The 14732-nt window shown below is 32.4% G+C and carries 13 protein-coding genes; 3 read left to right on the top strand and 10 right to left on the bottom strand.

The genetic code is table 11. From position 1 onward, the window contains the following. Nucleotides 1–11: 11 nt before the first annotated feature. The 10 genes from P8625_RS01145 to P8625_RS01100 all read right to left on the bottom strand — a co-directional run bounded on the left by P8625_RS01145 (nt 12) and on the right by P8625_RS01100 (nt 12035). Complete coding sequence (locus P8625_RS01145; protein ID WP_279651671.1) at nt 12–1085, bottom strand: esterase-like activity of phytase family protein; 1074 nt, start codon at nt 1083–1085, stop codon at nt 12–14. Between the two features lie 424 nt (nt 1086–1509). Further along, entirely contained in the window at nt 1510–2277 is a 768-nt protein-coding gene (locus P8625_RS01140) for a YwqG family protein (protein WP_279651670.1), read from the bottom strand. Then, entirely contained in the window at nt 2274–4346 is a 2073-nt protein-coding gene (locus P8625_RS01135; protein WP_279651669.1) for a M48 family metallopeptidase, read from the bottom strand. Before P8625_RS01135 ends, P8625_RS01140 begins: the two co-directional genes overlap by 4 nt. Before the next feature lie 78 nt (nt 4347–4424). Then, nucleotides 4425–5096 carry a lysoplasmalogenase gene (locus P8625_RS01130; protein WP_279651668.1) on the bottom strand — a complete coding sequence of 224 codons (672 nt, stop codon included), beginning with the start codon at nt 5094–5096 and terminating at the stop codon, nt 4425–4427. After that, a complete protein-coding gene (locus P8625_RS01125; protein WP_279651667.1) occupies nt 5080–5880 on the bottom strand; it encodes a hypothetical protein in 801 nt (266 codons plus the stop codon). The genes P8625_RS01130 and P8625_RS01125 overlap by 17 nt, the downstream gene beginning before the upstream one ends. 2 nt (nt 5881–5882) lie before the next feature. Beyond that, nucleotides 5883–7880 carry an NAD-dependent DNA ligase LigA gene (gene ligA / locus P8625_RS01120; protein WP_279651666.1) on the bottom strand — a complete coding sequence of 666 codons (1998 nt, stop codon included), beginning with the start codon at nt 7878–7880 and terminating at the stop codon, nt 5883–5885. A gap of 4 nt (nt 7881–7884) precedes the next feature. Further along, on the bottom strand, nt 7885–8448 hold the full coding sequence (locus P8625_RS01115; RefSeq protein WP_279651665.1) for a hypothetical protein: 564 nt from the start codon (nt 8446–8448) through the stop codon (nt 7885–7887). 131 nt (nt 8449–8579) lie between these two features. Then, the gene (locus tag P8625_RS01110; RefSeq protein WP_279651664.1) at nt 8580–8951 is read right to left on the bottom strand and encodes a hypothetical protein; all 372 of its coding nucleotides are present in this window, start codon (nt 8949–8951) and stop codon (nt 8580–8582) included. 94 nt (nt 8952–9045) lie between these two features. Then, entirely contained in the window at nt 9046–10488 is a 1443-nt protein-coding gene (locus P8625_RS01105) for a glyceraldehyde-3-phosphate dehydrogenase (RefSeq protein WP_279651663.1), read from the bottom strand. Nucleotides 10489–10646: 158 nt separating this feature from the next. Further along, complete coding sequence (locus tag P8625_RS01100) at nt 10647–12035, bottom strand: trypsin-like peptidase domain-containing protein (protein WP_279651662.1); 1389 nt, start codon at nt 12033–12035, stop codon at nt 10647–10649. A gap of 137 nt (nt 12036–12172) precedes the next feature. Between P8625_RS01100 and dapF the strand changes: the two genes are divergently transcribed. Genes dapF through mltG form a run of 3 tightly spaced genes read left to right on the top strand, consistent with a single transcriptional unit; the run spans nt 12173 to nt 14494 of the window. After that, on the top strand, nt 12173–12949 hold the full coding sequence (dapF, locus tag P8625_RS01095) for a diaminopimelate epimerase (protein WP_279652984.1): 777 nt from the start codon (nt 12173–12175) through the stop codon (nt 12947–12949). Beyond that, the gene (locus tag P8625_RS01090; protein WP_279651661.1) at nt 12949–13473 is read left to right on the top strand and encodes a GNAT family N-acetyltransferase; all 525 of its coding nucleotides are present in this window, start codon (nt 12949–12951) and stop codon (nt 13471–13473) included. The genes dapF and P8625_RS01090 overlap by 1 nt, the downstream gene beginning before the upstream one ends. After that, nucleotides 13466–14494 (top strand): endolytic transglycosylase MltG, encoded by a 1029-nt coding sequence (gene mltG / locus P8625_RS01085; protein WP_279651660.1) that lies wholly within the window; start codon nt 13466–13468, stop codon nt 14492–14494. The genes P8625_RS01090 and mltG overlap by 8 nt, the downstream gene beginning before the upstream one ends. Nucleotides 14495–14732 lie beyond the last annotated feature (238 nt).

Genomic DNA, 14732 nt, shown 5'->3' with positions numbered 1-14732 from the left:
GCTAATTTATGTTATTTCTCCTGAATTTCTATTAATAAAAACTGATTTAACTGCTTTCCATACAACTGAAAGTTATCATCGGCAGCTAAGATTAGTGATTGATTTCCATTGGCTAATGTGGGTCCAAAAGTAATTGCTTCGATATTGTCTATAATTCCTGCTGTTAATTGATTTTGAACCGTACTAAAATCTAGCAATAGTTCTTTTTTTAAGGGGGTATATTTTTTGTGTTTTAACGATGGAATTTCTAGTGTATTCGTTGCGTTTTTATCGATAGCTGTTGTAAAGATTCTAACGACATTTCCATGGCTTCCGTAACCGCTTTGATAAGCTCTTTCGATAATAAAAAAGTGATTTTTTTTATATTCTAAAATTGCCGTTACTCCATTCATGTTAATGGTTCCCTTCGATGGCTTATCTATTTTTTCTAACTGATATGCAAATTGCTTGGTTGCTTTTTTTGACGTATGGTCGTAATATGTTATCCTAACAGGAGATTGTGTTTCATGAAATGTTGGCTCTTCTCCGTCTGCTTCTAAAGGGGCTTCCATCGCTACCCAAAAACCTTTTCCATCAACACTTTTTGAAGAACTTTCAAAAACACCGTTATGCTTTGGTTTAGCTTCGGATGTTGCTTTGAAATAGTTGGGTATTTCTATCTCTTGTTTAAAATTTCCTCTTGTATCTATTTCGAATATACTTGGGTCTTTTTTATATCGAATAGAGCCTTCACTTACCAAGTTCATAATTCCGTTATGTACGAAAATAGATTCTAAATCTAACACATGATTTTTAGTAAACTGGCTTGCGGTATCGACAACAATCACTTTTTCAAAGTTTACCGATTGTATTGAGTCGTTGTTGATTGTGATATCTCCTACTAAAATCCTTGGATTCGCTGCATCGTCAACTACCATATAGTATTTATCGTTGTAAAAATCAATTCCAGAGATTCCTCCAATTACGGTATGCTGTATAGTTAGAGCGTCTTTTACCACATGTTCGTCTAAAAACTTAAGTGCTATTTGTTGTTGTTTACAGGCAAACAAACTAAAAACGGATAACGTAAGTACTATTTTTTTCATAGCTACAAAAGTATTCTTTTTAGTTGAGTTCGTTATAATTTTAAGTGACTAAAGATACCGTTTCTTTAATCTGGAATGGGTTACAAACTAAACAAATACCTATCTATACTTTGCTAAATATTACAAGCTTTGTTTAAGCAAAGTTTTAACAATGAAAGCAGTACTCTTTTAGCTAAATATAAGCTAGCCTTTTAAAATAATAAGCTTCCAACTTCAATATAGTCTTCTTCTCAAAAAAAAAACAAGTAATGAGTGTAACCTTATTTTTAATGAGTAAAAGCCTCTAATGAAAGAGAATCTTTTTATAGTAACATTAGTCAAACGTGTCATCTATCGTCCTAAGGCTTGATTTAATTTACCCTTTGAGCGAATAAACTGAATTGTATAACTCTATACCATAAATATAGAAGTAGGAACTCAAAAACTAACAACAATCCCAATAAAAGTAAGCTTTAGAAAAGTCTTTTAATCGTAAGCTTTCTCTGCTTATAAAAATATGTCCAAGTCCACTATCTCCAAACATAATATGTTCATCAGTGTCAATTTGTAATAGTTGTATGTCTTCTTTGTTTTCAGAAGTATAGTCTCTTGGATCTGCTTGTGTAAACTCTGCATAACCGCCTATTTTATGTCCACTAGCATCAAAATATTCATGGAATTGAGTCTCTTGAGTTTCATTCAAATTTTCAGTAAAACTCCAATAACTCTCACCATTAAAAAGAAAATCAAATTGGGAATCTTCAGAGCCTCCTTTGTCTATGTCTTTTTCAAAAAAAAGTTGATGTAATTTATAGATTGGCATTTCTTCATAATCTTCAATTGCTATGAAAGAGAAATCTTCTAGTAATTCTTGGTTTAATTCTTCTTTAGAATGGTATATAATTGTTGCATCTTCATCATACCAATCGGTTGGCGATAAAAAAAGTTGAAGAATGCCTTCCTTTGGAAAGTATTCTAATGCAGGAATTTGTTCAAAATTTAATTGAGCAACCATTATCATTGGTTTTTCCTTCTTATCTCTTGGGTACTTCTTATTTTTTGGATAAAAAGGAATTCCTAAAAATTTACTATCCTTTAAATTCAATTTATCTTCTAAAATCGCTTCTTTTCTTGGTTCAGCTTTTATTCGAATAACTTCTCGTTCATGCTTTTTTAAATCTTCTTCAAATTCTTTTAAAAATTCTGGTATCATTTAACTATTACATTTGATTCTACAATTAAGGACGCTTTAAACTCTAACACCATTTTTTTTGATAAGAAATAACCTTTAGATACTAAATATTCATATTGATCCAATGAAGTAAAAAGCAGTTTTAAATTCTCTTCAGAATAATTTTCTTTCCCAAAATATTCCCATTTTCTTGATATATAGAGTTCTAAATTATCTTTTATTTCTTTTGTAAGAATTTCTGAATACATAGGCGCTTCTAAAATTCTTCTAATTTCTTTTTTAAAAGAATTCTCTATTGGTTCAATACTTAAAAAATTAGATTTAATTTTATCAAAAGGAGTTACCTCGTTTATAAAATAAAGGTTTTCTAATAGCTCGGTATAAATTTTCATCCTTCTGTCATAACTATCTTCATAAGCAAAAAACTTTTTGTATAAATCAATTAATTCTAACTCTTTATCTTGTTTTTTCGCTTCTTTCAGGAAAAACTGATAGATGATGAAGTCATTGTTTTTCTCTAGTTCTTCTAATCTAGCTAACTCTATTTTCAATTCTTTTAATAAACTAGATGCATTCTTTGCGGTATATTTTTTCCCGTCATAATCAAATGTTTTTATTTTGATTACTCCTGAAATGATATGTGTTATGGTATTTATATCATCTCTTAGATACGACAATTCGTATGTTTTATTCACGTTTTTTGAAGAAAACAGCTCTTTAAAAGAAACCAAATTCTCATAATCAAACTCCTTTTCCAAATCGAAAGGAACTGGATTTTTTACATCATAAAATCCATTAAATATTTCAGGAAATGTATTGTTAATAAACTCTTTTTTAATTTCTTCAGAGAATTTTTCAATGGAGTTAAATTCAGGGGTTTTCTCGTATACTATTTCTGAAAATATTTTACTTGTTAATTGTTCTTGTAATTCAATCTTATTTTCAAATAAGCTCCAAGAAAGGCTATTATTACTTTGTGTAGAAACTAAGTTAGTTTTCTCTAACCTGTCTATTCTTTGCTCTACACTCGGATGTGATGCCCACTGATCTTCAATATTTAGTTTCGATTTATTATATTTTGTTAAATCTTCAAGTGTAACATTTGGTAATTTGTTAATTATGGATGTTTCATTCTTTGTTGCTAAAAACTTCATTACATAAGAATGTTCGTCATAAATGTTTCTGCTTTTTAGATTTTCATTTATTTTATTTTCATAGAAAGATAGAACGGTGTTAAAAGCCGTTTCACACAAATCCATTCTAAGTAATGATGTCTTTAATGGCTCATAACCTGTGATATGAGCTGCGATTTCATCAGCATGAAACTCCATTTCCCTAGATAAACCAAGATAATTTTTATTCACAAAAGTATAAAGGTTTTGTAGTACCCATTGAATACTTTTTACTATTTCAAGAGCTATTAAAACAAAAAAAGCAAAGTAACCACTAAGGTCTCCCCATTCTCGAACAGCTTTATCATAAGCGTCATTATCGTAAAGCATATCAAAAATAATATGATTTAAGTTGTACACATAACTTCCTACTTTCATACTCTTTTGACTAAAATGTCCAAATTCATGAGCTAAAATGGCCTTTAGTTCACTTTCTGTAGTACTATTAACTAAACCCAGCCCTATTTGAAGGTTTTTTCTAGTAGGAAAAAACATACTCCAAAAACTAGAGTTATAAAAAACGGAGGCATTAACATCGAATGATAGATACACTTTTTGGGGAAAAGATGTTCCTATTTCGTTAACCAATTCATCTAGTAGTTCAAATAATTTAGGATGGTCTGTTCTTTTAATCCTTGTAAGGTGTGAATAATCTACTTTTTTAGATTTAAAAATAAATTTTATGAGAAATATTACGATTAAAATACCAAAACTTACAAGCCCAATTCCTAATCCTATAGTAATTATATTCGCTTTAGCTGATGCAAGTAATATCGCTGCATAAATACATAAAATAGTTAAACCAATAGCGAATAGTACTAATAAAAAATAAACGCTAAGGAATACTAAAATGGATGATACTGCCTTTGTAGTTTGAGATTTAAAATCATCAGACAGTTTGACTTCTTTTCTTACCAATTTTATTTTTTTTAGCTAAAGTAAAAATAAAAAAACATATAAAAAAGCTTTGGTAAAAAAAGACTCGTCTTGTTAAACTCAATTGGCAGTCGTACTATCCGTTTTAGCAATGACCGCTCTTACAATCAGATATTGTGAAACAATGTATAGTACTATGATAGCAATATCGTACAAGGGTTTTGGTGTATGAAAATTATTTAGTGCTATAAGGCTATCAGAAGCAATAAATAAAAGAGCTCCTAACAACAACCACAAATTTGCTGTGCTTTTTTGCTGACAATAATTTAGTAAAGCTGCTGTACCAAAAGTTGAAATCGTAACTCCGTATACAAGTACAGGCAGCAGCATATCTCCTAAATTAGAATAGATTACACCTAAAAGCCCTACAAATAGCAACACAAAAGGAATGGCTGATATTACTGTTTTTACAGCAGTATCTTTATACAAAAAACTGATAGTGATTTTAATATATAATAGGTGTGCCACTAAAAATGAAGCCAAGCCGAACACAAAAAAATTTGTTTTATCTAAGAGGAAAACATCTCCCCAAAACGAAAAAAACAACGCTGATACCAACCAAAAACTAGGCTTTTTTACCGATACCAAATACACTACTGCCAATGTTGTCATTAGCAACGGTTTAAAAACCATCTCTAGGGTTTTATTTTGAGTAATTACAGCATATACATCGGTAATAGCTACCAATAAAAATACTATGGATGCCAGAGTTATTTTAGTTTGTTGGGTCATTTTTATATTCTTCTTTTAATTTAATAACTAAAGGTTTACTCCACTTAACACTCTCTTCATAACTATTCAAATCTCCAATAATAGAAATTGCCCTTTCATAACAATTTATCAAATAATCTGCATTCAACTCACCTAGGATTGGCTTTAATAAGTCTTTTACACTTATATCTGATTCAATATTTAGTTCAAACCAAGTTTCATATATTTTAATAACACTAATTATATTCCCTTCTTCATTAATTAGCATTCCACTATTTATTGTGTCTTCTCTCACTAAATCTAATGGTATTAAATTTTCCTCAAGAAAATTTTGCATCTCCATACTTTCTACCAAATCTTCTATTCTTTCTTTTATATTACCTTTAACTTTTATCTTTTTCTTTCTAATTTCAGAAATCTCTTTAACTTTGTTTAGTAGCTTCTCTTCTTTTAAATCATTTTTTTTATTAGATAAGAAACCATAATTAAGTTTCTTAAATTTATTAATATCAATTTTTGTTAAAAATATGTTCAAAAACATTATTAAAAATTGATTTACTAACTCATCATTATTTTTACTGAAGATATCTTTTTCAACCCTAACAATTTCTATTTTGGGCTTTTCAATTAATAATTTTCTTGATTGTATATTCCTTGTTAAGTGCAAATTAATATACCCACTATTTTTGTTAAATGATAGTGTAAAATGTACGTCTTTCGGTATTTTTCTACTACCAAATGAAATTAAATGAGGTTTAATCTGAATCCAAAAAAAGTCTTCTATTGAGAAATGATTAAACTCCATAATCAACCAATCATCTCCAAAAAATCTTGTTCAGAAATAATTGGAATCCCTAAATTTTCAGCTTTGGTAAGTTTACTGGGTCCCATATTGTCTCCAGCAACAATATAGGTAGTTTTTTTAGAAATGGAACTCGATACTTTGCCTCCATTATCTTCGATGGCTTTTTTCAGTTCATTTCGACTCATTTGATGAAAAACTCCTGAAACTACAAACACGTTTCCTGCTAGCTTATCGGTTTGACCTTCTAAACTCTCTGCCGATACTTCTAACTGTACTCCGTATGATTTTAATCGGTTTACCAATTCAATATTCCCTGCATCGTTCGAAAAATCAATGATGCTTTGTGCAATTCTATCGCCAATTTCATCTACCGCAATGAGCGTTTCAAAATCAGCACTTAACAAATTATCTATGGACTTAAAGTGTTTGGCTAACTTTTTGGCTACGGTTTCTCCTACAAATCGAATTCCTAAGGCAAACAACACTTTTTCAAACGGAATTTCTTTTGATTTTTCAATTCCGTCAATCATATTTTGCGCAGATTTTTCAGCCATACGCTCTAAGGGAATGACTTGTTCTACCGTTAAATCATATAAATCTGCATAATTTTTTATCAGTCCTTCTTTACGTAATAAATCCACCGTTTCGCCCCCTAAACCATCAATATCCATGGCTTTTCGGCTGATAAAATGTTTTATTCTTCCTGTAATTTGCGGGGCGCATCCAAATTCGTTCGGACAGTAATGCTTGGCATCTCCTTCGGTTCTTACGAGTTCTGTATGACATTCAGGGCAGTGAGTTGCATATTGCGTGGGCACAGAGTCTGCTGGTCTTTTCGTTAAATCAACTCCTATGATTTTCGGAATAATTTCTCCTCCTTTCTCCACAAAAACAGTGTCTCCTACTCGCACATCTAATTTTTCTATTTGATCTGCATTGTGTAAAGAAGCTCTTTTTACAATGGTTCCTGCAAGTTGTACAGGTTCTAAATTTGCTACGGGTGTAATTGCGCCTGTGCGTCCTACTTGGTAGGTAATTTCATGCAATATGGTTGACACCTGTTCTGCTTTAAATTTATAGGCGATTGCCCAACGAGGTGCCTTTGAGGTATAGCCTAACTCGTCTTGTTGTTGGTATGAATTTACTTTTACCACAACCCCATCGGTTTCATAGGGTAGTGTGTGGCGTTTTACATCCCACTCGTTTACAAAATTCAACACCTCATCAATTGACGTTGCCAAAACAATGGTATCTGGAATTTTGAATCCTACTTTTCTAGCCGCTTCTAAGCTTTCAAAATGTGAGGCGTATTTGCGCTCGTTGGTTACCACTTGATATAGTAAACAATCTAGCGGACGTTTCGCTACTTCGGAACTGTCTTGTAATTTTAAACTTCCACTAGCGGTATTACGCGGATTTCTGTAGGGTTCTTCTCCATTTGCTACGCGTTCTTCATTCATTTTATTGAAGCCTTCTAACGGCAAGATAATCTCTCCACGCATTTCAAAGTCGGCAACAAAATCGCCATTAAGCACTAATGGAATCGATTTTATGGTGCGAATATTGGTCGTTACGTTATCTCCTTGAAAACCATCTCCACGAGTTACTGCTTGTGTAAACTGTCCATTTTCATAGGTAAGGTTAATAGAAGCTCCGTCGTATTTCAACTCACAGGTATATGCTATTTGATCGGTACCTAGAATTTTCTGGATTCGTTTTTCCCAATCCAACAAATCTTCTTTTGAATACGAATTATCTAATGAATACATTCTGTGCTTATGCGTAACAGTTTCAAAATTTTTAGTTACTTCTCCTCCTACTCGCTGTGTTGGCGAATTTGGGTCAAAATATGCAGGATTTTCGTCTTCTAATCGTTGAAGCTCTTTTAATTGAATATCAAACTCATAATCTGATATTGTTGGGCTATCTAACACGTAATAATTATGATTGTGTATTCGTAACTCTTCTCTTAACTGTTGAATTTTCTCTTGAACTGTCATTAAATTATTGTCTAACGGTACCGGTAAAATGATTTATTTTTGAATTGATAGGATTTCCTGAAGCTCTTCTGAATGAGGCTAACTGACCTGCATGCCATATAGCATCTGCAATAGGTCCGTTTATAGCATTCCATAAGGGAAATTTATTTTCTCCAAAGATTATTTTAAACTGTGATATATCATTACTTTCTCTAAGAATATCACTGGCTTGTTTTAAGTTTTCTAGCGTTGCTTTTCTTTTTTGAGCAAAGGTCATTTCAACCTCTTTTTTATCATTTGATTGATTTAAAGCAGCATTTTTAATTACTTCTGAAAGACTTAAAATATGGTCTATTGTTTCTCCAGCAGTTTTTGCTTCTGCACTTGGTTTGTATGCTAAATCTTTTTCAGTTAAACCTTCGGTTGCCCAATAATAACGAAACCCTACCCCATCTATCATTCTACTAATTACAGAACCTTGGGTAAACTTTTTGGCTTCTTTTGGTATTTCGTAGTAGGGTAATTTATCTTGTGCGTTTGTTGTTACTACTGCAAATAACAATAGCATTGGTGCGAGTACAGTCTTCATTTAACTTTATTTTTTCGACGCTAATTTAAGGAAAAGATTTAGGAGTCTTCAACATAAATTCTTGTGGTTTGTATCAAAAAAAACCGAGGTAACAAGTTACCTCGGTTTTCAAAGAAATAAACTATTTAGTATTATCTCTTTAACAACATAGTATAGGTATTTTTTTCAGTTGTAGCAGAAACTAGCAACTCATTTTTCGTAATTCTTTCTATTTTTAGATTTTTCTCAAAACTTTTTTCATCAAATTCCAATTCTTTTTTTTCTCCTATAAGCCTCCACGTGCCATCTTTTTGAGTTTCATCTATCATGACGAAATAGTGACCATCTGCATTAAATTCTAACCAACTACTTCCTTCAGTAAATTCTAATTTTTCATTTCCAAAGTCCATAGATTTTACATTCCATTTTCCAGAAATTAAGGCATTTAGTTCGTGATTGGTTTGAGAAAAGGCTATCGAAATTGTTCCGATAAAAAACGCTAGTAATACAATTACTTTTTTCATTGTGTGGGGGTTTGGGGGTTATACTATCAAAAGTAATAAAAAAAACCGAAAAAAATATCATTTTTCCGGTTTTTTTATTTGTTGCTTTTTTACTTTAGTAATAGCTATAGCGTCGTACTTTAGCAATATGTTTTGCCAAACGCATTACTTGATGTGAATACCCATACTCATTATCATACCATATATAAATAACAATCGTATCTCCATCTGCAATAGTAGCTTTACTATCAAAAATTGACGGTGCCGTTGTTCCTACAATGTCAGAAGATACTAGCTCGTTACTTAATGAATATTGAATTTGTTCTACTAAACTTCCTTCCAATGCATATTGTTTCATAATCGCATTTACAGATTCAACCGTTGCAGAAGAGTTTAATTGTAAGTTTAAAATAGCTAACGAGCCGTTTGGTACAGGTACACGTATAGCACTTGAGGTTAATTTTCCTGCTAATGCTGGTAATGCTTTTGCTACTGCTTTACCTGCTCCAGTCTCGGTAATTACCATATTTAATGCTGCTGCTCTACCTCTACGGTATTTACTATGCATGTTATCAACCAAGTTTTGGTCGTTGGTATAGGCATGAATGGTTTCTAAGTGCCCCTTTTTTATTCCGAAGTTATCTTGTAATACTTTTAATACTGGCGTAATGGCGTTGGTGGTACATGAAGCTGCTGAAAAAACATCTACCTTATCAGGGTTGTGGTTTTCATGATTTACACCATGAACAATATTAGGAACACCCGCTCCTGGTGCTGTTAACAACACCTTACTTGCTCCTTTTGCTTTTAAATGACGACTTAATGCCGCTTCATCTCTAAATGCTCCAGTATTATCAATAATCAAAGCCTTGTTAATTCCGTATTGTGTATAATCAATATCTTCTGGTTGGGCAGCAGAAATCATGTACACGGTTGTACCGTTGATAATTAATGCATTGTTATCGGCATCTACTTGAACGGTTCCTAAGAAATCACCGTGAACAGAATCAATACTTAATAAAGACGCTCTTTTTTCTAGTACTGTTTGATCTATCTTACCACGAGTAACTACAGCTCTTAATCGTAGCTGAGATCCTCTTCCCATTTTACTACTCAGCTCACGTGCCAACAAACGACCAATACGTCCGAAACCGTATAATACGACGTCTTTTGGTTGAATATTTTCAGCTTCTTTTGCATCTTTTAATTGCTCTTTTACAAAGGTTATTTTATCTGCCGAAGCATCGTCTTGCAAGTGAAACTCATACGCTAATTTACCAATATCTAATTTCGATGGTGGTAAATCAATTGATTGAATTGCTTTTGCTATTTCTAAAGCATCTTCAATCGTTATGGGTTTTGCTACAAATTCTTTTGCGTAATTAATTAAATTTAAAACTTCACTCGCTCTTTTATCTACCAGTGGGTTTCTAAATAATACTAACTCAATTGACTTATCATACCATAAATCGTTAACGATATTAATAAACTCAACCGTAGCTCTTCGAACTTGTGCTTGAATTGCTACTTCTTTTTCGTAATTTGTTATTGTTGACATAGTTGTGTTGAACTAAATTTTAAAAATTTGTGCAAAAGTAGTTATTTCAAACGATTTCGTAATTCTTTCAGCAAATAAAAAAAGCCTCGTTAAAAATATTTTAACGAGACTTTTGAGTTCTACTAGAATTAATATATTATTTCTTTAAAGCAAATATATTAATATCTAAATCTTTCCAGTTGACCTGATGGACTAATCATTACCAAATAAAGCGTTTTACCACTTCCGTAGGTCTTATCTAATATATTTACAGCTTCTTTAGCTGAAGTAATTTTCTTTCCGTTAACCTCTGTTAAGATATATCCTTCTCCCACTTCAAATTGTTTGAATGCTAAATTTTGCGTTCGTTTTATCTTAGCTCCGGCATTTATCTTAAACTTTCTTTTGTCTTCTTTGGTGATGTCTTCAAACTCTGTTTGCAGCACTTTACTTATAGGTAATTCAACTAATTTGGTTAACCGAACGGCTTTTACGAGTTCTTCTCCATCTCTGTCAACCGTTACGTTCACAAACTCTCCTGGTCTTTTAGCTGTTAACTGTCCCTTCAAATCAGAAAACTTAGTAATTTTTACGTTGTTGATTTTTGTAATGATGTCTCCCTCTTTCAAGCCTGCTTTTTTCGCCCCACTTTCATCTGAAACAGCTTTAATTTTAACCCCTGCTATATCCGTAGCTTCTACGTCAATATTTATACCTAATATGGCTTCTTGTACGCTGCCAAATTCTAACAAATCATCTACTACTTTTTTAGCGATGTTAGACGGCACTGCAAATGAATAGCCGATAAACGACCCTGTTCTTGAAGATATTGCTGTATTAATTCCTATCAACTCTCCTCGTGTATTTACCAAAGCACCCCCACTGTTCCCTGGATTTACGGCGGCATCTGTTTGAATAAAAGCGTCAATGTTTTTATTTCCTGTTAAATCCCTTCCTTTGGCACTTACAATACCCGCAGTAACGGTTGATGTTAAGTTGTATGGGTTTCCTACCGCTAACACCCATTCACCTACATTTACATAATCTGAATTTCCAAAAGGTAAGTTGGGTAATTCAAAATCAGCTTCTACTTTTAACAAAGCAATATCATTGTTTTCGTCGGCTCCAATCAAGGTCGCTTTTAGCTTCTTTTGGTTATTTAAGGTTATCTCAATATCGTTCGCTCCTTCAATTACATGATTGTTGGTTACAATATACCCGTCTGGAGAAATGATAACACCACTTCCTGTTCCTACTTGTTCGTATTTTCTTGTACCACTTCCACTTCCGTAAAACAACTCTGCCCAAGGGTTTTGCTGGGTTCTTATCGATGTATTTTTAACATGCACTACAGCATGCACCGTTTTATCGGCAGCTTCTGTAAAATCTGTGGGTGTTGATGTCGCATTTACAACCGTTGGCGTATAATTTGCTTTTACTGTTTCTATAGTGGGTTCTGTTTGTTTTTCTACAATTACTTGGGGTTCTTCTACTAGTGTTTTATACCCTAAAAGTGCTATGATACCCCCTAAAAACGCAATTCCTAAAGTTCCAATTATTTTTTTCATATACTCACAAAAATTTTATATTTCAAATATACTATTTTAACATTTTAAGCCAATTTGTTTAACTTCAATTTAACGCATTTTAACCGCTATTTAACACTCTCATTTCCTTGATAAAATATGTATCTTTGTCGCTTATGATGGATTTAGTTTTTTATAAATATCAAGGAACTGGTAACGATTTTGTTATGGTTGACAACCGTTCAAAAACCTTTCCAAAAAATAAAACTGACATAATTGCAAGAATTTGTGACAGGCATTTTGGTGTAGGTGCTGACGGACTCATTTTACTTGAAAACGATACCCTTACCGATTTTAAAATGATATATTATAATGCTGATGGAAATGAAAGCACCATGTGTGGTAATGGTGGTCGCTGTATTGTTGCTTTTGCGCATACACTAGGGCTTTTTAATACCGAAACTACATTTTCTGCTATTGATGGTTTACACCATGCAACCATTTCTAATGATATTGTTGCTTTGCAAATGATTGACGTACATGATGTCAAAATTTCAGAAAACCATGTGTTTGCCAACACAGGATCACCTCATCATGTGCAACTAGTCGACAACCTATCTGATTATCCTGTATTTTCCGAGGGAAAAAGAATCAGAAATGAGCTTTATGGTAGCGAGGGAAGTAATGTGAATTTTGTAGAACAAATTGCTAACGATGTTTTTAAAGTGCGCACTTACGAGCGCGGTGTAGAAAATGAGACACTTGCTTGTGGCACAGGAGTTACTGCGGTTGCCATCGCTATGCACGCTATGCAAAGAACAAATAGTTCTACCATCTCTTTACCTGTTGAAGGTGGAGAATTGGAAGTTTCTTTTGAGGAACAAAATGGTAATTATACCCATATATTTTTAAAAGGACCTGCTACCTTTGTATTCGAGGGTAAAATAATTATTTAGTGCGTACATTAACAGGAACATATATTAAGTTAAGAGCTTTAGAGCCTGAAGATTTAGAGTTTTTGTTTCAAATCGAAAACAATGAATCTTTTTGGGAGGTAAGCCATACACAAACGCCATTTTCTAAATTTTTACTAAAACAATATTTAGAAAGTGCGCATTTAGATATTTATGAAGCAAAACAGTTGCGGCTAGCTATTCAAAAAAAAGACACTGATGAAACCATCGGAATGATTGATGTGTTTGATTTCAATCCGCAACATAAAAGAGCGGGTATTGGTATTCTAATTCATCCTACGTTTCAGAAAAAAGGATTTGCCTCTGAGGCCCTACAATTATTAATAACGTATTGTTTTACGCATTTGCAATTACACCAATTGTATGCAAATATTACCGAAGACAATACCAAAAGCCTACAACTGTTTCAAAAACAAAATTTTAAACAAATAGGTATCAAAAAAGACTGGATTTTTCATAACGGAGTTTATAAAAACGAATTATTATTTCAATTAATCAATGAATAAAAAAGTTATTTTAGGAAGTATCGCTGTTATCTTTATTATAGGCGGAATTATTGGTTTTAGTTACTACCAAAAAATATTTGGCGAAGCCGTTGTGAAAAGTGGCGCTATCTATATACCTTCGAACACCTCCTTTACAGAAGTAACAAAACAGCTTGCTAGTTTTGTTAACCATCCTGAAAATTTTGTTTGGGTTGCTGAGAAGAAGAAATTCACCAAACCTAAAGGTGGAAAATACGTATTAAAAAAAGGAATGAGCATGAACGATGTTGTAAACCTTTTAAGAAGCGGAAAACAAACCCCAGTAACTTTATCTTTTAACAATCAAAATACACTAGAAAAATTAGCTGGCAGAATAGCAGAACAAATCGAAGCTGACTCTATTACACTTCTAAAAACCATGAAAGATCCTACTTTTTTATCTGAAAACGGTTTTACAGAAAAATCTGTATTAGGAATGTATATTCCTAACAGTTATGAGTTTTACTGGAATACTTCCGCAGAAAAATTTCGCGATAAAATGTTACGTGAATACAATCGTTTCTGGACTTCTACTAGATTGGAGAAAGCAAAAAAATTAAACCTTACGAAAGAAGAAGTCATCACCTTAGCTTCTATTGTTCAAAAAGAAACTGCTAAAAAAGTAGAACGCCCTATTGTTGCTGGGTTGTATTTAAATCGATTACAAGATAATTGGCCTTTGCAAGCAGATCCTACCATTATTTATGCTATTAAAGAAGTTAAAGGTCAAGACTTTGTGGTAAAGAGAGTGCTAAATGAAGATTTGAAAATTAACTCTCCTTACAATACCTATAAAAATATCGGCTTACCTCCTACATTAATAGCTATGCCAGACATTTCTTCTATCGATGCTGTTTTAAATTACCAAAAACACAACTATTACTATATGTGTGCTAGTGTAGACAATATTGGTTTTCATGAATTTGCAAATTCGTTAGCACAACACAATCGAAATGCAGCTAAATACCAACAATGGATACATCAACAAGGAATCAAAAGATGATTTTTTAACAAAATTTTATTTTTAGTTTTTTTATTAAATAATTATCAAAAAAATGATAAAGAGTGTGTTTTTTTGTTTTTTTCCTAATAAAAGTACCGGAAAACAACTTAATTGACAATAGGACAAAACCTGTAATTAATTGATTTATAGTTTGTTATAAAAAATTGACTTATATTTGCACCGCTAAACAGAAAATATTTAATTATCAGACATTTAGTAGTAATAATTACATTCTTTG

It is taken from the genome of Tenacibaculum tangerinum, assembly GCF_029853675.1.
In the GTDB taxonomy this organism is placed as follows: Bacteria; Bacteroidota; Bacteroidia; order Flavobacteriales; family Flavobacteriaceae; genus Polaribacter; species Polaribacter tangerinum_A.
This window is presented reverse-complemented; position numbering and strand designations above follow the sequence as displayed.

Excerpts from the sequence above, each read along its gene's own strand:
- P8625_RS01125 (WP_279651667.1), bottom strand. The coding sequence starts at position 5,880 with ATGGAGTTTAATCATTTCTCAATAGAAGACTTTTTTTGGATTCAGATT.
- mltG (WP_279651660.1), top strand. The coding sequence starts at position 13,466 with ATGAATAAAAAAGTTATTTTAGGAAGTATCGCTGTTATCTTTATTATA.
- P8625_RS01145 (WP_279651671.1), bottom strand. The coding sequence starts at position 1,085 with ATGAAAAAAATAGTACTTACGTTATCCGTTTTTAGTTTGTTTGCCTGT.
- P8625_RS01105 (WP_279651663.1), bottom strand. The coding sequence starts at position 10,488 with ATGTCAACAATAACAAATTACGAAAAAGAAGTAGCAATTCAAGCACAA.
- ligA (WP_279651666.1), bottom strand. The coding sequence starts at position 7,880 with ATGACAGTTCAAGAGAAAATTCAACAGTTAAGAGAAGAGTTACGAATA.
- P8625_RS01130 (WP_279651668.1), bottom strand. The coding sequence starts at position 5,096 with ATGACCCAACAAACTAAAATAACTCTGGCATCCATAGTATTTTTATTG.
- P8625_RS01110 (WP_279651664.1), bottom strand. The coding sequence starts at position 8,951 with ATGAAAAAAGTAATTGTATTACTAGCGTTTTTTATCGGAACAATTTCG.
- P8625_RS01140 (WP_279651670.1), bottom strand. The coding sequence starts at position 2,277 with ATGATACCAGAATTTTTAAAAGAATTTGAAGAAGATTTAAAAAAGCAT.
- P8625_RS01100 (WP_279651662.1), bottom strand. The coding sequence starts at position 12,035 with ATGAAAAAAATAATTGGAACTTTAGGAATTGCGTTTTTAGGGGGTATC.
- dapF (WP_279652984.1), top strand. The coding sequence starts at position 12,173 with ATGGATTTAGTTTTTTATAAATATCAAGGAACTGGTAACGATTTTGTT.
- P8625_RS01115 (WP_279651665.1), bottom strand. The coding sequence starts at position 8,448 with ATGAAGACTGTACTCGCACCAATGCTATTGTTATTTGCAGTAGTAACA.